Genomic DNA, 23036 nt, shown 5'->3' on the forward strand with positions numbered 1-23036 from the left:
CGGGCCGGCCCGATCCGGCAGGCCCGACCGGCCCCGTACGCCCCACCGGTGTACGGGGCCCCGGGCTGCCCGCTTCCGGGCAGCCCGGCCCTGCACATCCCCAGGCCGATGCTGCATGCTGTGGCCTACGACCCGCGGCTGCGGACCGTATGCCCCGTGTATACCGTCCCGCGCCACGGTCGCCTCGCATCACGGTCGCACCACGGTCTCAGGCTTGGAGCTGCGCATGACTACCACCTTCCCGGACGTCACCATCAGCACGGACCGGCTGGTGCTGCGCCCCTTCGAGGAAGAAGACGTCACCGCGCTCGCCGAGATGATGAACGACGAACACGTCACCGCCTGGACCTCCGTCCCGCACCCCTACACCTACGCCGACGCGGTCACCTGGGCCACGAAGACCGCCCACACGGAGCGCACCGAGGGCCGCGGCATCGTCTTCGCCGTCACCGAGTTCCTCACCCAACGGCTCGTCGGCATCGTGCACCTGCAGGACACCGACTGGCGCACCCGCACCACCGAGGTCGGCTACGTCACCGCCCCCTGGGCCCGCGGCGAGGGCTACGCCAGCGAGTCCGTCCGCGCCGTGGCCCGCTGGCTCTTCACCGACCAGCGCTTCGAACGCCTCGAACTGCGCACCGCCGCCGACAATACGGCCTCGCAGCAAGTGGCCCAGAAGACCGGTTGCATCAGTGAAGGCGTGCTGCGCAACGCCTGCATAGTGCGCACCCAGAACCCCGACGGCTCCTGGGCCGACACGCGCAGCGACCTCATCGTCTGGGGCCTGGTCCCCGAGGACCTCGACGAGGACGCCGACGGCTACTCCGGCTACTCCGACGAGTACTCCGGCGACTACGGCGACGGGTACTCGGACGGCTACTCCGTGGGCTACGCGGACCCCCGCGACGAGGCACGAGACGGGGCACGCGACGACGCACGCGACGACCACCGGATCCAGCCCGTCCACGCGAACGACGCGAACGGCTACGCCCTCTTCTCGGACCGGAACTGACCGGAAGACCGGGTAGTCTCACCAAGCCCGCCCCCTCGACGAAGCTTCGCCCTGCCCCCGGCCACCGCCGGGAAGGGCCCCCTCCCACATCAGGAGACTGACGACGATGGCCGACCGGGTCACGGTGATCGGCTGGGACGGCTCCCCCCTGACCGCGGCAGCCCGGTCCGCGCTCTCCGCCGCCACGCTGGTGGCCGGCGCCGCCCACCACCTCGCACTCCCCGAAGTCCCGCCCACCGCCGAACGCGTGCGCCTGGGCAGCCTGTCCCTCGCCGCCCGCCGGATCGCCGGCCACCGCGGCACCGCCGTCGTCCTCGCCGACGGGGACCCCGGCTTCTTCGGCGTCGTACGGGCCCTGCGCGCCCCGGAGCACGGCCTGGAGGTGGAGGTCGTACCGGCCGTCTCCGCCGTCGCCGCCGCCTTCGCCCGCGCCGGGATGCCCTGGGACGACGCCCAGGTCGTCGTCGCCCACCGCCGCACCCTGCGCCGGGCCGTCAACGTCTGCCGCGCCCACTCCAAGGTCGCCGTCATCACCTCGCCCGGCGCCGGCCCCGCCGAACTCGCCCTGCTGCTCGAAGGCGTCCACCGCACCTTCGTCATCTGCGAGGAACTCGGCACCGACAAGGAACAGGTCACGGTCCTCACCTCCGACAAGGCCGCCGACCACAGCTGGCGCGACCCCAACGTGGTCATCGTCATCGGCGGCACCGGACCCGCCGCGGCCGCCGCCGAACCGGCCTGGCTGCTCGGCCGGAGCGCGACCCCGGCCGCCGGACGCGGCTGGGCCCGCCCGCAGATCGACGTAGGAGAAGGAGAGGCCACGCAGCTGCGCGCGGCCCAGCTCGCCCGGCTCGGCCCGCGCACCGGGGACCTCGTCTGGGACATCGGCTCCGGCTCCGGAGCCCTCGCCGTGGACGCCGCCGCGCTCGGCGCCGCCGTCATCGCCGTCGACGCCGACCGACTCGCTTGCGAACGCACAACAGCCGCCGCCCGCGCCCGGGGTGTGCAGCTCCAGGTCGTGGGCGGCCGCGCCCCGCACGTCCTGGAAACCCTGCCCGAACCCGACGTCGTCCGCGTCGGCGGCGGCGGGGCCGCGGTGGTCGCCGCCGTCGCCGACCGGCGCCCCGAACGGATCGTCAGCCACGCCTCCACGCGCGACGAGGCGGAGGCCATCGGCCGGGTCCTGACCGAGGGCGGCTACGCCGTCGAGTGCGCGCTGCTCCAGTCCGTCGGCCTGGACACCCGTACCTGGACCGAACAACAGCGCTCCGTGGTGTTCCTGCTGGCCGCCGAACGCCCCGTTAACCGCCCGGACCGTACCTAGCCACGAGCCCGGGGTAGGCTGGCCGATCGTCGCACCGCCCGGACGATTCGGGCACGCGGCTCCGGCCGGACGCGCGACGTGGCGCAGTCCACAGAGGACCGTGCCGGTTATGGCCGACACGGTGGCGAACGGGCAGGACAATACTTACTGGTTGTCGTGCGGGCGTACGTGAGGCCTCGTGGGCGACCGGGCAGTCGAAGAGGCAACACCGATGGGCGAGGGGTACGCATGACTGACACCGGCCAGGTTCCGGGCGAGGGTCTCCCGGACAGCACGGGCATGGTGGATCAGCAGGGCGTCCCCGCCCCGGTTCCCCCCTCGTCCCCGGCGACCGGGAGCTACGCCTTCCAGGACCTCGTGGACAACCCGGCCGAGCCGGAGGACGAGGAACTGCTGCTGATGCCGAGCAGCCAGGGCGCGTGGAGCGACCCCCAGGTCGTCCCGCCCGTGCCGGCCTTCCCCGACTTCCCCGAGCCCTCCGCGTACGCGGACGCCCCGTACGCCGATTTCGGCGGGGCCCCCGAGTACCAGCAGTCCCACCCGGCCCAGCTTCCGGTCCCCGGGGCGCCGCTCGGCTACGAGTCCGCCGGTTACCCGCAGCAGTCCTTCGAGGGGCAGCCGTTCGCGGAGCAGCCGTCCTTCGCCGACGCCTCCTACGCCGACGCCTCTTACGGCGCCGGTGCGCACGAGGCCGGCGGCCGGGATTCCGGCGCGCTGGACCTCGGCGGCCTCGTGGCCCCGCCGTCCATGTCCCAGCCCCAGCCCCCGGTGGCCCCCGTCGCGGCGGCCCCGGTGCGGCGGCCGCTGCACATGGGCCCGCCCGTGCCCGAGGCCACCGGCGGAGTCGTACGCTCCCTCGCGGACCGCGGCCCGGCCGCGGCGCCGGCGCCCGCCGCCACTCCCGTGCAGGCCCAGGCCCAGGCTCCGCTGACGCCGGCCGGGCCCGTTCCCGTCCCGGTCGCCTCCGTCCCGGTCGCCTCCGTTCCCTCCGTCTCCGAGCCCGTGGCCCCGGATCTGAGCACCCCGGCGGTGCCCGTCCCGGTGCGCCAGTCCGGGCCGCCGACCACGGGCCCCGAGTACCTGGACTACACGGAGGCCGAGGCCGCGGCCGACGCCGGGCACGTGCCGGGCCCGGCGCAGCAGCCGGTCGAGATCCCGGTCCAGGCAGGGACGCCGTGGACCGTGGAGCCGGCTCCGGAAGCCTCGGCGGAACCCGTCGTGGAGGCCGTGGCCGAGCCGGTCGCGGAACCGGTCGCCGGGCCCGTCGCGGAGCCGGTCGCGGCCCCCGTCGTCTTCGCCGGGCCCGAGCCGGTCCTCGTGGCCGAGCCGGAGTCCGTGCCGGTGGCGCAGCCGGTGCCGGTCGCCGTCGCCGTGGCCGAGCCGGTCCTCGTGGAGCCCGTCGCCGAACCCGTTGCCGAACCCGTCGTCTTCGCGGAGCCCGAGGCCGCCGTCGTACCGGCGCCCGAGCCCGTCGCGGTTCCCGAAGCCGAAGCCGAGGCCGCGGCTGTCGTTGCCGCCACCGTCGAGCCGGAGGCCGAGCCGGTCGTGGAAACGGTGGTTCAGGCCGAGGAGCCGCAGCCCCTGCCCGAGCCCGCCGCCGTCGTGGTACCCGAGCCCGAGCCCGAGCCGGTCGCCGTCGCGCAGGCCGACGTACCGCTGGCGGCCGGACCGGCCCCCGAGGCCGGAACCGAGCCGCAGCCCGAGCCGGAAGCCGAGCCCGAGGTCCCCGTCACCGAGGCGGCCCCGGGATACGCCGACGCCGAGCGCGAGGCCGTCCTGCGCGTCATGCGCGAGCGCCGTGACATCCGCAAGGGCTTCCGCCGCGACCCCATCCCGCACGAGGTGCTGCTGCGCGTCCTGGAGGCGGCCCACACCGCGCCCAGCGTCGGCCACTCCCAGCCGTGGGACTTCGTCGTCATCAAGTCCGCCGAAACCCGCCGGACGATGCACGAGCTCGCCGAGCGCCAGCGCGAGGCCTATGCGAAGTCGCTGCCCAAGGGCCGGGCCAAGCAGTTCAAGGAACTCAAGATCGAGGCCATCCTCGACACCCCGGTGAACATCGTGGTCACCGCCGACCCGACCCGGGGCGGACGCCACACCCTGGGCCGGCACACCCAGCCGCAGATGGCCCCGTACTCCTCGGCCCTCGCCGTGGAGAACCTCTGGCTCGCGGCGCGTGCCGAAGGCCTCGGGGTCGGCTGGGTCAGCTTCTTCGACGAGCGCGAGATGGTCCGTGCGCTCGGTCTTCCGGAGCACCTGGAGGTCGTCGCGTACCTGTGCGTCGGGTACGTGGACGAGTTCCCCGACGAGCCCGAGCTCGCGCAGGCCGGCTGGTCGCAGCGCCGTCCGCTGGCGTGGGTCGTGCACGAGGAGACGTACGGGCGCCGCGCGCTGCCCGGCGAGGAGCCGCACGACCTGCTCTCCGAGACGGTCGCCAGCATCCGGCCGCTCGACGCGAAGGCGCTCGGCGAGGCCTGGGAGCGGCAGAAGCGCATGACCAAGCCCGCCGGGGCCCTGGGCATGCTCGAAATCATCTCGGCCCAGCTGTCCGGCCTCTCGCGGGTCTGCCCGCCGCCGATCCCGGAGCCCGCCGCGGTGGCGATCTTCGCGGGTGACCACGGCGTGCACGCCCAGGGGGTCACCCCGTGGCCCCAGGAGGTCACCATGCAGATGGTGGCCAACTTCCTGGGTGGCGGCGCGGTGTGCAACGCGTTCGCCAACCAGGTGGGCGCCGAGGTCTGCGTGATCGACGTGGGCGTCGCCGGCGACCTCCCGGCCACGCCCGGCCTGCTGCCCCGCAAGGTCCGCCCGGGTACGGCCGACCTGTCGGTCGGCCCGGCGATGACCCGCGAGGAGGCCGTCGCGGCCATCGAAGTGGGCATCGAGACGGCCCGCGACCTGGTCGCGGCGGGCAACAAGGCTCTCCTCACGGGAGAGATGGGCATCGCGAACACCACGGTGTCGGCGGCGCTGATCTCGGTCTTCACCGGGGTCGACCCGGGCGAGGTCACCGGGCGGGGTACGGGCATCAACGACGAGACGCACGCCCGCAAGGTCGAGGTCGTGCGCCGCGCGCTGGAGCTCCACCAGCCCGACCCGGCGGACCCGATCGGCGTCCTGGCGGCCATCGGCGGCCTGGAGCACGCGGCGATCGTGGGCCTCCTCCTCGGCGGAGCCTCCCTGCGCACCCCGGTGATCCTGGACGGCGTCAGCGCCGGCGCGGCCGCGCTGGTGGCCCGTGCGATCGCTCCGGAGTCGCTGTCCGCTTGCATTGCCGGACACCGCAGTGCGGAGCCGGGCCACGTGGCGGCGCTGAACAAGCTCGGGCTGCGGCCGCTGGTCGACCTGGACCTGCGCCTCGGCGAGGGCACGGGCGCGCTGCTGGCGCTGCCGCTGGTGCAGAGCGCTGCGCGGGCCATGCACGAGGTGGCTACGTTCGACTCGGCGGGTGTCACCGAGAAGTAGCCGGGGCTGCGGGGGCCGGTGCCGGGGACGGGGTGGGGTGTCGTCCGGGACTCATGATTTATGGCGCCCCGTGCCCGCTGCGCCCGGATGGCCTTGTTTTCGCGCCAACACATCACGTTTTACGTCCCGGACGACACCCCACCCCGTCCCCGTCCCCGGCGCGCATCCCGCGTCACCGAATCCAGCCCCTCCGGGCCGAATCCAGCCCCTCCGGCGTTTGAGGAGCGGGGTCCGGGGCGGAGCCCCGGTTTCGGGAAGGGGCGGGGTGGGGAGAGCCCCGCAGGGCCCGGATGAGCCGCGTCGGCCTCGCGGCCGCGCAGCCGACCCCGGGCGGGAGCCCGCGTACCGGCCGGGGATCATGGGGCGGGAGCCCCGTGGCCTGGGGCGGAGCCAGGGATGGGTCGGGTCACCGCCCGGCCAGGGCAATGGCCCCCGAGGCGACCACCGCGCAGGTGGGTCGTATCGTGGACCCCGGACGGGCCACCGCACGTCACCGCCCGATCAGCCGCTCCAGCGACGCAGCGGCCCGCCGTCACCGCCGCATCAGGAGCCGCAACCGCCATGGGACACCCGGCACACCCCGCCTACCCCGTCGGACTCCGCCTCACGGGCCGCCGCGTCGTCGTGATCGGCGGTGGCCAGGTCGCCCAGCGCAGGCTGCCCGCGCTCATCGCGGCCGGCGCCGACATCGTCCTGATCTCGCCCTCCGCGACGCCCTCCGTGGACGCCATGGCGGAGACCGGCGAGATCCGCTGGGAGCGCCGCCGCTACGAGGACGGCGACCTGGCCGGCGCCTGGTACGCACTGGTCGCCACCCGGGACCGCGCCGCCAATGACACCGCCTCCGCCGAAGCCGAGCGCGAGCGGATCTGGTGCGTCCGCGCCGACGACGCCGAGGCCGCGAGCGCCTGGACCCCGGCCACCGGCCGGGTGGAGGGCGTCACCGTCGCCGTACTGAGCGGCAACGACCCCCGCCGCTCCGCCGCCGTCCGCGACGCGGTCGTCGAGGGGCTGCGGGACGGCTCCCTGACCGCCGCCCGCCCGCACACTCCCGGCGTGTCCCTCGTCGGCGGCGGTCCCGGCGACCCGGACCTGATCACGGTCCGCGGCCGCCGCCTGCTCGCCGAGGCCGATGTGGTCATCGCCGACCGGCTGGGCCCCCGCGACCTCCTCGACGAGCTCCCGCCGCACGTCGAGGTCATCGACGCCGCGAAGATCCCGTACGGCCGTTTCATGGCCCAGGAGGCCATCAACGACGCCCTCATCACGCACGCCAAGGCCGGCAAGGCCGTGGTCCGGCTCAAGGGCGGGGACCCGTACGTCTTCGGCCGCGGCATGGAGGAGCTCCAGGCCCTCGCCGAGGCGGGCATCCCCTGCACGGTCGTGCCCGGCATCTCCAGCTCCATCTCGGTGCCCGGCGCGGCCGGCATCCCGGTCACCCATCGGGGCGTGGCCCACGAGTTCACCGTGGTCAGCGGCCACGTCGGCCCCGACGACCCGCGTTCGCTGGTGGACTGGGCCTCGCTGGCCAAGCTCACCGGCACCCTGGTCATCCTGATGGGCGTCGACAAGATCGGTCTGATCGCCGAGGCGCTGGTGCGCCACGGCCGCCCCGCCGACACCGCCGTCGCCGTCATCCAGGAGGGCACCACCGCCTCCCAGCGCCGCGTGGACGCCACCCTGGCCACAGTCGGGGAGACCGTCAAGGCCCAGGAGGTCAGGCCGCCCGCCGTCATCGTGATCGGCGACGTGGTGAAGGTGCACCGGCCCGCGGCCGAGTGACACCCCGCAATCCCGCAACCCCGCAGAGCCGTTGGCACCGCACCCAGGACAAGGCAGTATCACCCTGTGGCTGATCTCATCACCGTCGAGGACCCCGACGACCCGCGCCTGCGCGACTACACGGGCCTGACCGACGTAGAACTCCGGCGCAGGCGCGAGCCCGCGGAAGGTCTCTTCATCGCCGAAGGCGAGAAGGTGATCAGACGCGCCAAGGACGCCGGGTACGAGATGCGCTCGATGCTGCTCTCCGCCAAGTGGGTCGACGTCATGCGCGACGTCATCGACGAGCTCCCGGCCCCGGTCTACGCCGTCAGCCCGGAGCTCGCCGAGCGCGTCACCGGCTACCACGTGCACCGCGGCGCCCTCGCCTCCATGCAGCGCAAGCCGCTGCCCACGGCCGAGGAACTGCTCGCCACCACCCGGCGCGTGGTCATCATGGAAGCGGTGAACGACCACACCAACATCGGCGCCATCTTCCGCAGCGCGGCCGCCCTCGGCATGGACGCCGTACTGCTCTCGCCCGACTGCGCGGACCCGCTGTACCGGCGCTCCGTCAAAGTCTCCATGGGCGCGGTGTTCTCCGTCCCGTACGCCCGGCTGGAGGCCTGGCCCAAGGGCCTGGACTCGGTGCGCGAGGCGGGCTTCAAGCTGCTCGCCCTCACCCCGCACCAGAAGGCCTCGCCGATCGACGTGGCCGCCCCGCAGACGCTGGAGCGGGTCGCACTGATGCTGGGCGCGGAGGGGGACGGGCTCTCGACGCAGGCACTGGTCGCGGCCGACGAGTGGGTGCGGATCCCGATGGCGCACGGCGTGGACTCGCTGAACGTGGGCGCGGCCGCGGCCGTCGCCTTCTACGCGGTGGCCGGCGGCCGCCCGTAGGCCCCTGGGGCCTGTCGTCAAACTCCCGTCGTCGCCCGAAGGGCGGCCTCGCGGGGTCTGGTGCGTGCTCTCGGCGTGCCGGGCGGAAGCCCGCGTACTGGACGTACTTGGCTTTCGCCCGGTGCGGCGAGAGCGCGTGCCAGGCGTCGCGAGGCAGACGGGAGTTTGACGACAGGCCCTAGGCCCGGGGGCTAGAGCTTCTGGGCCAGCGCGATGCCCAGCGCCACGAGCAACGTCACCACGACGAAGACGATCAGGCGCTGGCGCATCAGCTTGGGGTCCGGCCGTGACGGCCGCCGCCCCGTGCCCGTCGTACGGGGAGCCGGGCGGCCGCCCGTACGCCCGGCGGTGGAGCCGGTGCCCCGCGAGCCGGTGCTCCGGGTCGAGGAGGGCCGGGAGTCCGGCCCGCCGCGCGGTCCCTGACCCTTGGCCGGCGTCTTCCCCTGGCCCGCTCCTGTTCCCGTCCCCGGACGTCCCGGAACGGGAGTGCCGGCGCTACGGCGCTCCGTGCGCTGCTCGGCGTACCCATCGATGTCCTCGACGTAGCCCTCGGGCAGACGGCCCGTCGGCCGCTCGGTCCGCGCGCGCTGCGCCGGCGGGCGGCTGTCGCCCATCCCGTGCGCCTCGCGGGCCGCGATCTCCTTGAGCCGCATCGACAGCTGGAGCGTGCTCGGGCGCTCCTCGGGATCCTTCGCCAGGCAGGCCCGTACGAGGGGCGCGAGCGCGTCCGGAACACCCTGGAGGTGGGGCTCCTCGTGCACCACGCGGTAGAGCATGACCTCGGAACTGCCGTGCCCGAAGGGCGAGTCGGCGGTGGCCGCGTAGGCGAGGGTGGCGCCCAGCGAGAAGACGTCGGTGGCGGGGGTGACGGCGGCTCCGCGCACCTGCTCGGGCGCCAGGAAGCCGGGGGAGCCGACGGCCGTTCCCACGTGGGTGAGGGTGCTGGCGCCGGTGGCCCAGGCGATGCCGAAGTCGATGATGCGCGGGCCCTTGGGCGACAGCAGGATGTTCGAGGGCTTGAGGTCGCGGTGGACCACCCCGGCCTCGTGTACGGCGACCAGTCCCTCGGAGAGCGCGGCGCCGATGGCGGCGATGGCCGCGGCCGTCAGGGGGCCTTCCTCGGCCACCTTGTCGTGCAGGGAGGGGCCGGGCACGTACTGCGTGGCGAACCAGGGGCGCTCCGCCTCCAGGTCCGCGGCGACCAGGCGCGCGGTGCACCCGCCGCGGATCCGCCGGGCGGCGGAGACCTCGCGCGCGAAGCGCGAGCGGAACTCCTGGTCCTCGGCCAGGTCCGGCCGGATCACCTTGAGCGCGACGCGCTGTCCGCGCCGGTCGGAGCCCAGATAGACGACGCCCATGCCGCCGGCGCCGAGGCGCCGGTGCAGCCTGAACGAGCCGACGACACGCGGGTCCTCGCGCCGGAGCCGCATCATCGCCATGTCCACCCCGCTGACCGGTCGTCCTGTTGACGTGGCACAGCTTACGGACCATCCGGCATGCGCGCTCAGAGGCCGCGCCCTCGCCGGGGGATTCGATTGTCAGTACGGGGCAGTCCACTTGGGGAATCACCGGACCACCGGTAGGACGCATGTACGGAGCGGGGCGGTCCGGTCAAGCCGGGCCGCGACCAAGGGAATTGGGGTCACGGACGGGGAATCGGGGTAAAGGCGCCCGGCGAGGGGGCCGGTTCGGTCCGGTTGATCTTGGGGTGGCCTGGTCGGCAGCGGGTCGTGTGAGGGCAGTGACAGAAGTGAGGGAAGTCACCGAGAACCTCCGGGAACGCTCGCTCCTCGGCGCAGGCGGAAGCCTGACTCCTGCGAAGCGGGACGGCGGCCAGTGGCTTTGTCCCCAGGCCACGCACTGCTGAGTAAGGTCCGTGTCGTGCGTTGTGAGAACCAAGCGCGTGCAAGGTGCCGAGCGAGAACCAGGCTGGCACGGCACGGTCTGACAACTTCATGCATCCGGGCTGGTTTCAACCCGGCTGGTGTTGATCGCGGAAGCCTTGGTCGCTTGCTGAGCGTCCGAGCGGTGTGAGCCAGGAATCCCCTTGCTTCGGCCGGGGGAGGATTCAATACGCTCCGGTGTCCCCTCCGGGAAGACCCTTAGAGCGGGGGGTCGGTCTCCACCCAGGGGAGTACGTGCGAGGTGGACGCCTCATCCTCCTGGAGGCCAGGCAATGGGTACGAAGGCATGAGGCCAGAAGCCTTTCCCGCGCCTAGTGTTGAAGACAAGCGGCGGGTCGATCACTCGTCCCCCGAGGTCACAAACCCGCCGCTGCCAAACGACAGGGAGAGGACCATGGCGGACATCGCACGGCAGGGACGCAAGGCATTCGCGTTCAACAGCCATGAGTCCGGCCGTCGCCACCCACTGGTGGCCGCGGCCATGGTGCTCCCCCTGGCCGCCCTCCTGCTCTTCCTCTTCGGAGGCTTCGACCAGGTGGCGGCACAGGCGTCGTCCGTAAGCGTGATGCTGGGGCGCTGAGCGGCGCCCCGGGCCCAGGAGAGCGGCCTGGGCCGGGACTGTCACCGGCCGAACCCCGTGGGGACGGGGGAGCGGTCGACGGACGGCAGGTGAAGGGTGCTGCGCGTACGGCTGGGGAGCCGGACGCGCAGCACCCTTTTTCATGCCCGCGCGCAACCCTTTTCGACGCGCCGCTCGCGCGGTGCGGCCCTGGCGGGCCTTACCGGCCTCGCGCCGCCGCGCCGGACTCCGTCCGGCGGTGGCCGGGCAGCGGTGGTGCTTCTGCCGTCCGGCCCGCGGGACCGGCGGGTGGGTGCAGCCGGTCCGGCCTGCGGGGGAACCCTTCCGCCGCGGGACGGCGCGGGCCCGGCCCGGCCCGAGAGGCGCACCCCAAGGAGTCCCTGCGCTGCGTACCCTCGTCCCGAGGAGCACCCGCCCGGGGTGCGGAGCACGGGGAGAGCCGAGGCGTGGTTCCGCTGGAGCGAGTGAGCGCGGCCGAGCTCGCCGCGTACGCGGGCGCGGCGGAGTACGTACTCCTCGCGGACCGCGACGACGGCACCGTGGTCCGCTGCGGGGACGTCGTGGCCAAGGCGCACGCGGGCGACAGTGATCCCGACGCCCTGGCGCTACGGATCCGCGTGGCCGGGGACCCGGCACTGGCCGGGGTTCTGCTGCCCCCGCTGCGCACCGGGCTCGGCCTGGTCGGATCGCGGCCCGTCTCCCTGTGGCCCTACGGCGCTCCGGTCGCTCCGGACCGCCCCGAGGAGGCCCCCTGGGAGCCGGCCGCCGAACTCCTGGCCGCCCTCCACCGGACCCCGCTCCACCACCTCCCGTACCCGCTCCCCCCGATGCGCGGCCCGGCGAAGCTCGCCCGCGCCCTCCACCGCCTCGACGCGGCGCACCCGCCCGCGGCCCCGCTCGCCGCGGGGCGCGCCGTGCCGGGACGGCCCGCGCCTGCGGGCACGGAAGCAGACGACCCGAGCGGCGTGCCGCGGGGGCGCCCGGTCGGGGAACACCCTGCCGGCCAGGGCCAGGGCCAGGGCCAGGGCCAGGGCCCCGACCGCGGCTCCGACCGCGGCTCCGGGGGCGGGCCGACCCGGGCCGGGGCGGCTGCCACCCTCCCCGCGGCGCCGTCCTCCGACCGAGCCGACCAAGCCGACCGAGCCGACCAAGCCGGCCGAGCCCGCCGCGCCGTTCTGTCCATCCCCGCCGGGCAGGCATTCCCGGCCGGGCAGGCATTCCCGGCCGGGCCGGCAGGCGAGGACGCCGACGCCGACGCCGCGGAGTTGGCGCGGCTCGTACGGGCCGCCGCGGCCACGCTCCCCGGGTGGGCCCGGGGGGAGGGGCCGGCGCCGTCCGGCGGGGCGCTCTGCCACGGCGACCTGCACCTCGGGCAGCTGGTCCGGAGCCCGGCCGGGGGCTGGCGGCTGATCGACGTGGACGACCTGGGACTCGGCATGCCCGCGTGGGACCTCGCCCGGCCCGCGGCCTGGTACGCCGCCGGGCTGCTGGACACGGAGACCTGGCTGCGCTTCCTCGACGCCTACCGCGCCGCGGGCGGCCCCGCGGCCGGTGCGCCCGGCAGCGATCCCTGGCCGGAACTCGACCTCGCCGCCCGCGCCCTCACCGTGCAGACGGCCGCGCTGGCCCTCGCCAAGGCCGCCCGCGAACGGCGCCGACTCGACGACGTGGAGCGGCTGATGGTCGAAGCCTGTGCCCGAATCGCCTCCCTCCCGCCCGACTTGGAGCCGAAGGGCCCGTCGTAGGGTGAGCCTCACACCACCGGGTACGCATCCGGTGTCGACGCGAACGGCGAGGAGTTGATCCGGTCATGCAGTGTCCGAAGTGTCACGCGATGATGCACACCTACAACCGCAACGGTGTCCAGATAGAGCAGTGCAGCGGCTGCCGCGGCATCTTCCTCGACTACGGCGAGCTCGAGGCGCTGACCCGCCTGGAGTCCCAGTACACCGCCCAGTACGGCCAGGTCCCGCCCCAGGCCGCCCCGCCGGCCCCGGCCCCTGCCGCGTACCCGCAGCAGCACGCCGCCCCCGCGCCCGCCTGGGGCGCCCCGCAGCACGGCGGCCACGGCCACGGCCACCGCAAGGGCGGCTTCGGCCGGATGCTCTTCTCCTCCTGAGCCAGAGGGCCACACACGCGAAAGCCCCGGCCGTAGGAACGGCCGGGGCTTCCGGACAACTGGTGCGCGATACTGGGATTGAACCAGTGACCTCTTCCGTGTCAGGGAAGCGCTCTCCCGCTGAGCTAATCGCGCGGGACCACGTTCACGGTGCGAACACCGCAGGCGGCAAGTGTGAAGCATACTGCGTGCGCGATACTGGGATTGAACCAGTGACCTCTTCCGTGTCAGGGAAGCGCTCTCCCGCTGAGCTAATCGCGCGGGGATCCTTGCGGACCAGTGGACGATACTGGGATTGAACCAGTGACCTCTTCCGTGTCAGGGAAGCGCTCTCCCGCTGAGCTAATCGTCCTTGGAGGTGGAGACGGGATTTGAACCCGTGTAGACGGCTTTGCAGGCCGTTGCCTCGCCTCTCGGCCACTCCACCATGGAGCAAGCAGGGGGTCCTCGGGAAGATGATCCCCCACCTTAGAGCGGACGACGAGACTCGAACTCGCGACATCCACCTTGGCAAGGTGGTGCTCTACCAACTGAGCTACGTCCGCAGGTCGCCGTGTTCGCTCCGGGGTTTTCCCCCTTCGCTCCCTGGCGACGTGTTGAACTCTAGCGGATTCCCGGGCCAGCTCAAAAACGCGTTTCCGCAGCGTGCTGCCGCCCGATCACCGCCGGTCACCCGGCGGACGCCTCACCGGCGCCCGGGCGTCACCGGTCATAGACTCGCAGCCGTGCACGACCTGCCTCCCCTCGCCCGCTTCGGCGGCCTTCTCGCGACCGATCTCCGAGATGTCACCAGTGATCCCGCCGCCCTGGACTCCACCGGCTTCTGGGCGGTGACGGCCGATTTCGAAGGCCGTCTCGTCTGCGCGCGCTTCGGGGACATACGCCCCGACCCGGTGCCGGCCCCCGTTCCCGGAGCCTGGCGCGGCCCCGACGCCGACGAGTGGACCTCCTCCCTCGACCGCGCCGCGTACATCGCCGGTGTGCGCCGCATCCGCGAGCACATCGAGGCGGGCGAGGTCTACCAGGCCAACCTCTGCCGCGTGATGTCCGCGCCGCTTCCCGATCCGGCGGGCGCCGATGTGGACGCCCTGACCGCGCTGCTCGCGCGCGGCAACCCGGCCCCGTATGCAGGAACGATTCGGCTGCCGGCCCACGGCGTCGAGATCGCCACCGCGTCCCCCGAGCTCTACCTGCGCCGCAGCGGCCGCCACGTCGAGTCCGGCCCGATCAAGGGCACCGGCCGCACCGCCGCCGATCTGCTGCCCAAGGACCACGCCGAGAACGTGATGATCGTGGACCTCGTACGCAACGACCTCGGCCGGGTCTGCGCCACGGGCTCCGTGACCGTCCCCGAACTGTGCGCGCTCGAAGAGCACCCGGGCCTCGTCCACCTCGTGTCCACCGTCGCCGGGGACCTCGCCGACGGCGCCGGCTGGCCCGAGCTGTTCGCCGCCACCTTCCCGCCCGGCTCCGTCACCGGAGCCCCCAAGTCCTCGGCCCTGCGGATCATCGAGGCCCTGGAGACCGCCCCCCGCGGCCCCTACTGCGGGGGCATCGGCTGGGTCGACGCCGACCGGGGCACGGCCGAGCTCGCCGTCGGCATCCGGACGTTCTGGATCGACCGCACGGCCCCCGGCGGGCCCCGGCTGCTCTTCGGAACCGGCGCCGGGATCACCTGGGGCTCCGACCCCGACCGCGAGTGGGCGGAGACCGAGCTGAAGGCCGCCCGGCTGCTGCGGGTAGCGTCGGGGGCTATCGAAGCGAACGCGCCCGGCGCGAGCGGGGCGATCAGCCCGGTCAGCCCGGTCAGCCCGACCGGCGCGGTCGATACACAGACGGACGAAAGCGGGAGGACCGTACGGTGAGGATCTGGCTCGACGGAGCACTGCGGGACGCGGACGAAGCGAAGGTGTCCGTGTTCGACCACGGCCTCACCGTCGGCGACGGGGTCTTCGAGACGCTCAAGGCGGAGCGCGGGACGACCTTCGCACTCACCCGGCACCTGGAGCGGCTGACCCGCTCGGCCCGCGGCCTCGGCCTGCCGGACCCCGACCTGGACGAGGTGCGCCGCGCCTGCGCCGCCGTCCTGGAGGCCAACCCGCTGCCGCTCGGCCGGCTGCGCGTCACTTACACCGGGGGCGTCTCCCCGCTCGGCTCCGACCGCGGCGAGGCCGGCCCGACGCTGATCGTCGCCCTCGCCGGGACCACCCGCCGCCCCGACACCACCGCCGTGGTCACCGTGCCGTGGGTGCGCAACGAGCGGTCCGCCGTGGTGGGCCTGAAGACCACCTCGTACGCCGAGAACGTGGTCGCGCTCGCCGCCGCCCACCGGGAGGGCGCCTCCGAGGCCCTCTTCGCCAACACCGTCGGGCGGCTCTGCGAGGGCACCGGATCCAACGTGTTCGTCGTCCTCGACGGTGAGCTGCACACCCCGCCCGTGGCCTCCGGCTGCCTCGCGGGCATAACCCGGGCCCTCGTCGCCGAATGGTGCGGGGCCAAGGAGACCGACCTGCCCTTCGAAGCGCTGGAACAGGCGCAAGAGGTCTTCCTGACCTCCTCCCTGCGCGACGTCCAGGCCGTCGTACGGATCGACGGGCGCGACCTGGGCTCCGCCCCCGGCCCCGTCACGGCCGAGGCCATGCGGATCTTCGACGCCCGCTCCGCCGGGGACACCGACCCCCGCTCCTGACCGGGACCGGACAAATCTGCTGTGCTTCGGGCCGCAGGGCGGGTAGAACTCGACTGATGACCACCACCCTGCGGCCGAGCGGGCCGCTTCAGCAGAGCACCGGCGGGGCGCGCTCGCGCCCGTACGAGATCCGAGTCAACAGCAGGCGCGTCGGCGCCCTGCTGCTCGCCGCCGACACCCCCTTCGGGCCGACGGTCGCCGAGATCCGCGAACTCGCCGTCGACGAGCCCGACCGGCGGCGCGGCCGCGCCACGGTCGCCGCGCTCGCCGCCGAGGAAGTGCTGCGCGGCTGGGGCTGCCGGCGGGTCCGCGCCTCGGTCCCGGCCGGTTCGGCGGGCGGCCTGCGCCTGGCCGCCGCCCTCGGGTACGCCGAGTACAGCCGCAACATGGCCAAGGAACTCCCCGCCGGGCCGCCCGACCTGTCCGAGGGGGTGGCCGGCCGCCCGATGACGCAGGCCGAGTTCGAGACCTGGCACGCCGCGGGACTGGAGCAGTACGCGCAGAACTGGATCAGCCGAGGCATGCCGGCCGACGCCGCGCACGTGAAGTCGGCGAATGACCACGCCTCCCTGCTGCCCCTGGGGTCGGCCACCCCCGGCGTCAGCTTCTCGGTGCTGGAGGCGGCAGGCGTCCCCGTGGGCACCGTATGGGTCGCGCCGAAGGGCGGGGATTCCTACGTCTACGACGTCGCGGTGGCCGAGGAGCACCGCGGCCGCGGCTACGGCCGGGACCTGATGCTCCTCGCGGAACGCACCGCCCTCGCGGCCGGCCACCGGGTGCTCGCGCTGCACGTCTTCACCGACAACGTCCCGGCCCTGCGGCTCTACGAGTCCCTCGGCTACCGGACGACCGACTTCAACTACGCCAAGGATTTGACCTAAGACTTGATCCGTTGTTCCCGCAGGGATGACGGATTGCAGCCGGGGCGGTTCCTGGGCTGTCCGGCGTGGTCGCCCGGGGGCGGCTCATCCGGGGTCGCTCAGGGCGCTGGTCCGGCATTCGGGGAGCAGAGGCACAGATCAGACGTTGTGCTGCCGCGTGATCCGTTCCGGCAAGCGGGAGACGGACACGGTGCGGTTGACTCCCACAGGGCGTCTTCTCGCCCTATCCCTTGCGGGACTTGGGCATCGTAGCGGAATTACGGAACGCCTCTCAGGCTTCCGCGGCGAGCAGCCGGTCGGCGATCTCCTCGATGCGCTCGCGCAGGCCCTCCTGGCTCTTGCCGCCGTCGAGGCGCTGTCCGTCGATCACGTACGTCGGGGTGCCGGTCACGCCGATCGCCTTGCCCTCGGCCTGGTCGGCGTCCACGATCAGGATGTGCCGGCCGTCGATCAGGGCGGTGTCGAACTCCTCGGCGTCCAGGCCCAGTTCACGCGCGACCTCGACGAGTACCGATTCGCCGGCCTTGCCGAGTTCCGCGGTGCGGGCCAGGACGGCCTCCACGTAGGGCCAGCCCTGCCCCTGCTCGGCGGCCTCCTCGGCGGCCTGCGCGGCGGCGAAGGAGTGCTTGTGCTTCTCCAGCGGGAAGTGGCGCAGCCGGATGTCCAGCCGGTCGCCGTAGCGGGCCCGCAGGGCGCGCACGTCGTCCAGAGCGCTGTGGCAGTCCGGGCACTGAAGTTCGCACCAGACGTCGAGGATCACGGAATCGGTCATGCGGACAGTCTCCCAGCCCGCGGGGAGGAGCACGGACCGGGACCTCGGGAGGAGACCGGACCCCGAGATGTCCCGGAGATCCGCCCGCGAGGGGCTCCGGCCGTGGCCAGGGCGAGGGTCGCCGGTGCAGGATGGATGGGGACAGAACGCCCGGCCCGCCGGCCGGGTCCGACCGACCGATCCGCCCCTGGAGGCCCCGCATGCTCGCCGAGACCATTTGTTCCGCGGTGTCCGCGGCGGGCCTGGGCATCGCCGCGCTGACCGCCTACCGCAAGCGCTTCCTCGCGGCCACCCGGATCGCGGCGTACTCGCTGGTGCCCGTCGGCCTGGTGATGACGGGCGTCGTGGCCTGGGCGACCGGAATCGTCTTCAAGCCGACCGTCTGGGCCGGGTTCGCCGTGCTGGGACTGGCCTGGCTGCTCTTCACGACCACCCGCGCGATAGAGCGGCGCGGGCAGGGCGCGGGAGAGGGTGAAGGGCCGGGGAAGCAGAAGAAGCCGAAGGCCGCCAAGGGTCGCCCGGCCCGGGAGGCCGTCGCCCCGGCAGCCTCCGCGCCCTCGCTGGGTGACGGTGCCCGCCCGCGGCCCACTCCGGCCGCCGCCCCCGCCGAGGACTTCTCCGACATCGAGGCGATCCTCAAGAAGCACGGCATCTGACCGGGAACCACCTGATCTGACGGGATCCGGTGAACTCGCGCGTTCCGTCTGGCGTGTTGAGCGGCGCGCGCGGGTCCGCTGGGCCATCATCGCCCCGACATGCTCGACACATCATCGGGTGAGCCGGCCGTTCCCGCGCCGGCCACCGTCCCCGTCGCCGAGGAGCCGAGAGGCTGCCTCTTCGCGCTCTCCCAGCCACCCCTGATGATCTTCCTAGCCGTGATCGGGGGCTTGCTGCTGCTCGCCGCCCTGCACGATCTCTTCCTGCTCTGAGCCCGGCTCCGTGCCCAGCTCCGATTTGCGCCGGGCCCGGTACGCCGCCACGTGCAGCCGGTTCCCGCAGGTACGGCTGTCGCAGTAGCGCCGGGAGCGGTTGCGGGACAGGTCGACGAAGGCCCGCCTGCAGTCCGGGGCCTCGCAGCGGCGCAGCCGCTCCTGCTCGCCCGAGACCACGATGAAGGCCAGCGCCATGCCGCCGTCGGCCGCCAGGTGGTCGCCCACCGAGGCGCCCGGGGCGAAGTAGTGCACGTGCCAGTCGTAGCCGTCGTGGTTGGTCAGCTGCGGGGTGGTGCCGGCCGTCGCGACCAGCTCGTTGATCAGCACGGAGGCGATGCGGGAGTTCGGCGCCGCGAAGACCTGGGCGAATTTGCCGCGCACCGCGCGCACGCCGGCGAGGTCGCGGGCGCTGAGCTCGCCGACGTCGCTGATCGCGTACTCGTGAACGAAGGCGCGCAGGGCGTTCACGTCCGCCAGCCCGTCGGGCTGCTCCGTCTCGGCCGAGGTGTTCACCAGCGCGACGACGACGTCGAGCGCGCGACGGGTGTCGTGGGGGATCTGCACGGGGTCTCCCTGGAGGGCCGGGCCTGCGGTGACGGTCTGCTGCCGCCGCCGCTGGCCGACTCTAGCGGGTCGCCCCCAAAGCGCACCGGCGCCGTCCGCGCGGGTGGCTTCCGCGTGAACAGCGCCGGCACTTCCGTATGTGGTTGTCCGCCGTGCACCGTCGCCCCGAGTCGGACGGTGTCGTGCGGCCCCCGGGCTCAGCCGGGGGAGGGTTCCCTCTGTGGGCCTGGCTCAGGATTCGGCCAGGATGTGGGAGAGCTCCTTGTCGAGGTCGAAGTGCCTGTGTTCGGTTCCTGGTGGAACCGCGGCGTCCGTCCGCTTGAGGAACGACTCCAGTGCTCGGGCGGGTGCTTCGAGCAGCGCTTCTCCCTCCGGTGAGCTCAGGGCGATGCAGACGACTCCCTGACCGTGACTGCGGGACGGCCAGACACGGACGTCGCCGGTACCGGTGGGCCGGTGAAGACCCTCGGCGAGGAGGTCGCGGGCGAATACCCATTCGACCGTCTCCTCGGCGCCGGTGTGGAAGGTGGCGTGCACGGCGTAGGGATCGGCCGTGTCATACCGCAGGCCCGCGGGAACAGGCAGTGAGGACTCGCTCGACACAACGAGGCGCAGGTGCAGCTCGCAGCTGACCGTGGTGTTCATAAGCGCCAGGGCCTTTCGCTCAGTGTGCGCTCGGGGATTCGCACGTCGGCGAAATCGACATGCCACCTACGGTGCCGTTGTAAACCCCTCTGACCGTTTTGCGGACCTCTGGGTCCCTCGGACGGCGGATCCAAACGCGCATTCACGTGTGCTGGGACCTCCGGTAGATTCGACCCCATGAACACGGGGAGTGACCGCGAGGCCAACGAGTCCGCAGCCGAGTCCGCAGCCGAATCCACCACCGGGGCGGCGTCCGAATCCGCGCCCGGGCCCACCGCCGCCGAGGAGGCGCCGCACGTCTCCAAGGCGCCTGCCTTCATCAAGGCCCGCCGGAGCCTGCACCTGAGCTGGCAGGTCGGCGTCTTCGTCGTCGGCCTCGCCGTCATCGGCGCCGGTGTCGCCATGCTGGTCCTGCCCGGACCGGGCTGGGTGGCGATCTTCGCGGGCCTCGCGATCTGGGCCACGGAATTCGCCTGGGCCCACTTCGCCCTGCGCTGGACCAAGCGCAAGGTCAGTGAAGCCGCCCAGAAGGCCCTGGACCCGAAGGTCCGCCGCCGCAACATCATCCTGACCAGCGTCGGGCTCGTGATCGCGGGCGTCCTGATCGGCTTCTACCTGTGGAAGTACGGGCTCGTGCTGCCCTGGAACCGCGAGGTGGAGTGAGCCCGCCAGACCATGGCGGAGGGCACCGCTGACATGCGGTAATGTTTGCGGTGCGTCCGGGCGATTAGCTCAGTGGGAGAGCACTTCGTTCACACCGAAGGGGTCACTGGTTCGAACCCAGTATCGCCCACCCGGACCAGAGGCCCGGAGACTTTCACAGTCTCCGGGCCTCTGGCGTTTCCCGGCCTTTTTCACCCGTCCGGCCCCCGGGTTCCGACCCCGGGCTCCGCCCCCGGGATTCCGGCCCCGAGTTCCGCCGGGCTACCTCAGCCGGCCGATGGCCTCCCGCAGCCGTCGGGCGTCGCGCAGCCGCTTCTCGTAGGTGGCCCCCACCACCAGCAGCAGCACCCCCGCCAGGGCCGGCGGCAGCCAGCGCGGCAGCGCATCCACCACCTGGACGACGTACGGGGTCAACTCGTGCAGGGCCACCGCCGCCAGCGTCGCCCCGCCCAGCAGCAGCGGCGCCCGGAGCCGGCCGCGGGCACCGGCCAGGGTCACCCCGAGCGCGGCCGTCCCCAGCAGCAGCGGCCGCAGCCAGTGCGGATCGCCCCACACCGCGAGGGTGCTCGGCAGCAGGGTCGCCGCCAGACCCGGCCCGTACGCCGTCCAGGACCCGGCCAGCGGATCACGGCGCCGCCGCAGGAATCCCACGGCCAGCGCCGCCGCCGTCACCGGCAGGGTGTACGCCTCGGGCACCGTCACCTCCGAGGCCGCGAGCCGTACCCAGGTCGCCGCGAGGAACAGCGCCCCGGCCGGCCAGCCCGCCGCCGACCGGCGCTCGGGCCGCACGGCCGCCGCCGCGCACACCACCCCGGCCAGCGCCAGGACCAGGGAAAGCACCGGAGCGTCCCCGGTGGCCAGGGCCACCGCGAGGAGGCCCGCCGCGGCCGCCGCGACCTCCGCCGGGACCCTGAGGGGGCCCAGCCGCGGCCCGAGCGCCGCCACCGCCGCCGGGACCACCAGCACCGCCGGCGCCCACCAGGCCACCGGCCGCTCCAGCAGTGCGCCCAGCGCCACCGCGAGCAGCGCCGCGTACCCGACGGTGAGCGCCGCCGCCCCCGCGCGGGCCCACGCCGGAGCGGGCCGGTACGCCGCCCCCGCCGCGCAGGCGGCCCCCAGCAGGCCGAGCACCCCGAAGGTGGCCAGTCGGCCGTCCAGGGCCGCCACGGACACGCTCAGGGCCCCTGCCAGCGCGCAGGCGCCCGCAGCGATCCCCGCGAGGCCGCGACCGGCGCCCGCGGGGGTGCCGTCGCCGGCGGGCGTGGTGCCCGCCGGGCTGCCGCCGGCCGCCGCCGTGGCCTCCTCGGGTGCACCGGCGGAAGCCGTCGCCCCGGACCGCAGCGCGAGCGCCCCCGCCGCCAGCGTCACCGCGAGCTGGGCCGCGAAGACCGCGCCCGGGGCCGGGGCCGGGTCCAGCACCACGGGCGCCGTGAACAGCGCCGCCCAGCCCAGGACCACCGCCGCCACCCCCGGCTCCCGGCGCCCCGGGAGCACCCGGACCAGCCACCACGCGGCCCCGGCCGTCAGCAGCAGCGCCACCAGCGGAGCGAGCCCCGGGCCGTTCCCGGCCGCCGCAGCGGGAGTCGCGGCGGGCGTCGTCACCGACCAGACCTCCTCCAGCACCCGCAGCCGCCCGAGCAGCACCGTCGCCACCCATGTCAGGGCGGTCACCGCCTCCAGGACGGCCACCCCCGCACCGGCCAGGGCGAGGCCGCGCCGGACCGGCTCCGGGAGCGCGGAGACCCGTAGCGTCCCCAGCAGGGGCAGGGCCACCACCAGGTACCCGACCGCGGCCCAGGGCGGGCGCAGCTCCGGGGCGGCCAGGCCACCCACCGCCGCCACCGCCGCGAGGGCGCCCGCCACGGCGAACGCCACCGGCATCAGGGAGGTGCGCCACGCCACCGCCACCGCCAGGACGGCGACCGCCGCCAGCAGCGCCGAGGGGCCCAGCGCGGCGCCCGCCGACTCCGCCGCCACCGACTCCGCCAGGCCCGTCAGCAGCGCCGCCCCGCCCGCCACCGAGCCCGCCGCCCCCGCCCAGGAGGACCAGCGCCCCGGCCGGAGCAGCGCGAGCCCCGCGTCCAGGGCCGCCGTCGCCAGCAGCGCCCAGCCCAGCTCCGGCCCGGTCGCCCCGCCGGCCAGCGCCGCGAGCGGCAACGGGAGCTGCGCCGTCAGCAGCGCCGCGGGCAGGGGGGCCCGCAGCGCCCGCGCGGCCGGCGTCCAGCCGTACGCGGCCCAGCCCGCGGCCAGTACCGCCGCCGCGCCCGCCGCGTACGCCGTGCCGTCCACCTCCGGCATGCCGACGGCATGCAGCGCGTACGCGTCGAGCACCGTCAGCAGCAGGCCGACGGCGGCCACCGCCTCGGCGGTCGAGCGCAGCCCCCGGCGCAGCAGCGCCACCGGGGCGCCCAGCGCGGCCGCCGTCACCGCGGCGAGCACCGCGCTGCGCCCGGCGATCCCGAGGGAGCCCCAGCTGACCAGCGTGAACGCCAGCGCCGCGACCGCCAGCAGCACCGCGCCAAGGGCCAGCAGCACGTTCTGCGCACCGGGAGCGGAGGCCTCCGTCCCCTGCGCGGGCGCCGACGGCCGGGCCGGCGCACCCCACGCATGGGGGGCCTGAGCGCCCAGCAGCCACGCGCGCCGACTCAGCAGGAAGTGACGCCGGGCGTCGAGTTGGATCAGTTCGCGGTCGATGAGCACGAGCTCCTCGGCCGGCGGCAGGGGGTTGTTCATGGTTCGGAGTGTGGTGCCCGTCACCCCGTCAGGACATGGGTGCGCGTACTCATCTCCGGGTGAGCTGCGGCTGAGTACCCGGTGTGCGCCCC

At 74.1% G+C, this 23036-nt stretch carries 17 protein-coding genes, 6 tRNA genes and 1 pseudogene; 14 read left to right on the forward strand and 10 right to left on the reverse strand.

What is annotated here, in order from left to right; translation table 11 throughout:
- Positions 1-226 precede the first annotated feature (226 nt).
- The 5 genes and pseudogenes from MTF69_RS14125 to MTF69_RS14145 form a co-directional block, all read left to right on the forward strand.
- A pseudogene (locus MTF69_RS14125) lies at positions 227-838 on the forward strand (GNAT family N-acetyltransferase); the annotation flags it as partial.
- A gap of 280 nt (positions 839-1118) precedes the next feature.
- Positions 1119-2336 carry a precorrin-6y C5,15-methyltransferase (decarboxylating) subunit CbiE gene (gene cbiE, locus MTF69_RS14130; protein WP_243334177.1) on the forward strand — a complete coding sequence of 406 codons (1218 nt, stop codon included), beginning with the start codon at positions 1119-1121 and terminating at the stop codon, positions 2334-2336.
- A gap of 228 nt (positions 2337-2564) precedes the next feature.
- On the forward strand, positions 2565-5801 hold the full coding sequence (gene cobT / locus MTF69_RS14135) for a nicotinate-nucleotide--dimethylbenzimidazole phosphoribosyltransferase (protein ID WP_243334179.1): 3237 nt from the start codon (positions 2565-2567) through the stop codon (positions 5799-5801).
- A 561-nt stretch (positions 5802-6362) separates the two neighbouring features.
- Positions 6363-7583, forward strand: a complete 1221-nt coding sequence (gene cobA / locus MTF69_RS14140; RefSeq protein ID WP_243334181.1) for a uroporphyrinogen-III C-methyltransferase — start codon at positions 6363-6365, stop codon at positions 7581-7583.
- 66 nt (positions 7584-7649) lie between these two features.
- Positions 7650-8462 carry an RNA methyltransferase gene (locus MTF69_RS14145; protein ID WP_243334183.1) on the forward strand — a complete coding sequence of 271 codons (813 nt, stop codon included), beginning with the start codon at positions 7650-7652 and terminating at the stop codon, positions 8460-8462.
- Positions 8463-8653: 191 nt separating this feature from the next.
- Here MTF69_RS14145 and MTF69_RS14150 read toward each other — a convergent pair whose 3' ends face one another.
- Positions 8654-9901 (reverse strand): serine/threonine-protein kinase, encoded by a 1248-nt coding sequence (locus tag MTF69_RS14150; protein ID WP_243334193.1) that lies wholly within the window; start codon positions 9899-9901, stop codon positions 8654-8656.
- An 859-nt stretch (positions 9902-10760) separates the two neighbouring features.
- Between MTF69_RS14150 and MTF69_RS14155 the strand changes: the two genes are divergently transcribed.
- From MTF69_RS14155 to MTF69_RS14165, 3 genes are all read left to right on the forward strand, one after another.
- Entirely contained in the window at positions 10761-10946 is a 186-nt protein-coding gene (locus MTF69_RS14155) for a hypothetical protein (RefSeq protein ID WP_215034445.1), read from the forward strand.
- 464 nt (positions 10947-11410) lie between these two features.
- A complete protein-coding gene (locus MTF69_RS14160; protein WP_374323014.1) occupies positions 11411-12691 on the forward strand; it encodes a phosphotransferase family protein in 1281 nt (426 codons plus the stop codon).
- Between the two features lie 65 nt (positions 12692-12756).
- The gene (locus MTF69_RS14165) at positions 12757-13065 is read left to right on the forward strand and encodes a zf-TFIIB domain-containing protein (protein ID WP_243334203.1); all 309 of its coding nucleotides are present in this window, start codon (positions 12757-12759) and stop codon (positions 13063-13065) included.
- 60 nt (positions 13066-13125) lie between these two features.
- On the opposite strand, the gene MTF69_RS14170 is transcribed toward MTF69_RS14165, so the two are convergent.
- From MTF69_RS14170 to MTF69_RS14190, 5 genes are all read right to left on the reverse strand, one after another.
- Positions 13126-13200 (reverse strand) — tRNA-Val (locus MTF69_RS14170).
- A gap of 54 nt (positions 13201-13254) precedes the next feature.
- A tRNA-Val gene (locus MTF69_RS14175) sits at positions 13255-13326 on the reverse strand.
- Positions 13327-13345: 19 nt separating this feature from the next.
- Positions 13346-13417: transfer RNA gene (locus tag MTF69_RS14180), tRNA-Val, on the reverse strand.
- Position 13418: 1 nt separating this feature from the next.
- Positions 13419-13492 (reverse strand) — tRNA-Cys (locus MTF69_RS14185).
- A gap of 45 nt (positions 13493-13537) precedes the next feature.
- Positions 13538-13610, reverse strand: a tRNA-Gly gene (locus MTF69_RS14190).
- Between the two features lie 180 nt (positions 13611-13790).
- On the opposite strand from MTF69_RS14190, the gene MTF69_RS14195 reads away from it, so the two are divergent.
- Genes MTF69_RS14195 through MTF69_RS14205 form a run of 3 tightly spaced genes read left to right on the forward strand, consistent with a single transcriptional unit; the run spans position 13791 to position 16635 of the window.
- Positions 13791-14930 carry a chorismate-binding protein gene (locus tag MTF69_RS14195; RefSeq protein ID WP_243334205.1) on the forward strand — a complete coding sequence of 380 codons (1140 nt, stop codon included), beginning with the start codon at positions 13791-13793 and terminating at the stop codon, positions 14928-14930.
- Complete coding sequence (locus MTF69_RS14200; protein WP_243334207.1) at positions 14927-15754, forward strand: aminotransferase class IV; 828 nt, start codon at positions 14927-14929, stop codon at positions 15752-15754. Before MTF69_RS14195 ends, MTF69_RS14200 begins: the two co-directional genes overlap by 4 nt.
- A 56-nt stretch (positions 15755-15810) precedes the next feature.
- Positions 15811-16635, forward strand: a complete 825-nt coding sequence (locus MTF69_RS14205) for a GNAT family N-acetyltransferase (protein WP_243334209.1) — start codon at positions 15811-15813, stop codon at positions 16633-16635.
- 271 nt (positions 16636-16906) lie between these two features.
- On the opposite strand, the gene MTF69_RS14210 is transcribed toward MTF69_RS14205, so the two are convergent.
- Positions 16907-17407 carry a DsbA family protein gene (locus tag MTF69_RS14210; protein WP_243334211.1) on the reverse strand — a complete coding sequence of 167 codons (501 nt, stop codon included), beginning with the start codon at positions 17405-17407 and terminating at the stop codon, positions 16907-16909.
- A gap of 200 nt (positions 17408-17607) precedes the next feature.
- Between MTF69_RS14210 and MTF69_RS14215 the strand changes: the two genes are divergently transcribed.
- Positions 17608-18063, forward strand: a complete 456-nt coding sequence (locus MTF69_RS14215) for a hypothetical protein (protein ID WP_243334212.1) — start codon at positions 17608-17610, stop codon at positions 18061-18063.
- Positions 18064-18276: 213 nt separating this feature from the next.
- Here MTF69_RS14215 and MTF69_RS14220 read toward each other — a convergent pair whose 3' ends face one another.
- Together MTF69_RS14220 and MTF69_RS14225 are read right to left on the reverse strand one after the other, a co-directional pair.
- A complete protein-coding gene (locus MTF69_RS14220) occupies positions 18277-18903 on the reverse strand; it encodes a CGNR zinc finger domain-containing protein (RefSeq protein WP_243334214.1) in 627 nt (208 codons plus the stop codon).
- Between the two features lie 231 nt (positions 18904-19134).
- Positions 19135-19548 carry an SsgA family sporulation/cell division regulator gene (locus tag MTF69_RS14225; RefSeq protein ID WP_030011909.1) on the reverse strand — a complete coding sequence of 138 codons (414 nt, stop codon included), beginning with the start codon at positions 19546-19548 and terminating at the stop codon, positions 19135-19137.
- Positions 19549-19725: 177 nt separating this feature from the next.
- On the opposite strand from MTF69_RS14225, the gene MTF69_RS14230 reads away from it, so the two are divergent.
- Both MTF69_RS14230 and MTF69_RS14235 read left to right on the forward strand, forming a co-directional pair.
- Positions 19726-20211, forward strand: coding sequence for a TIGR02611 family protein (locus MTF69_RS14230; protein ID WP_243334216.1), 486 nt, complete (start codon positions 19726-19728; stop codon positions 20209-20211).
- Between the two features lie 58 nt (positions 20212-20269).
- A tRNA-Val gene (locus MTF69_RS14235) sits at positions 20270-20341 on the forward strand.
- A gap of 131 nt (positions 20342-20472) precedes the next feature.
- Here the strand turns inward: MTF69_RS14235 and MTF69_RS14240 are convergent.
- A complete protein-coding gene (locus MTF69_RS14240) occupies positions 20473-22944 on the reverse strand; it encodes an SCO7613 C-terminal domain-containing membrane protein (RefSeq protein ID WP_243334218.1) in 2472 nt (823 codons plus the stop codon).
- Positions 22945-23036 lie beyond the last annotated feature (92 nt).

Source organism: Streptomyces sp. AP-93, assembly GCF_022808175.1.
Classification (GTDB): Bacteria; Actinomycetota; Actinomycetes; order Streptomycetales; family Streptomycetaceae; genus Streptomyces.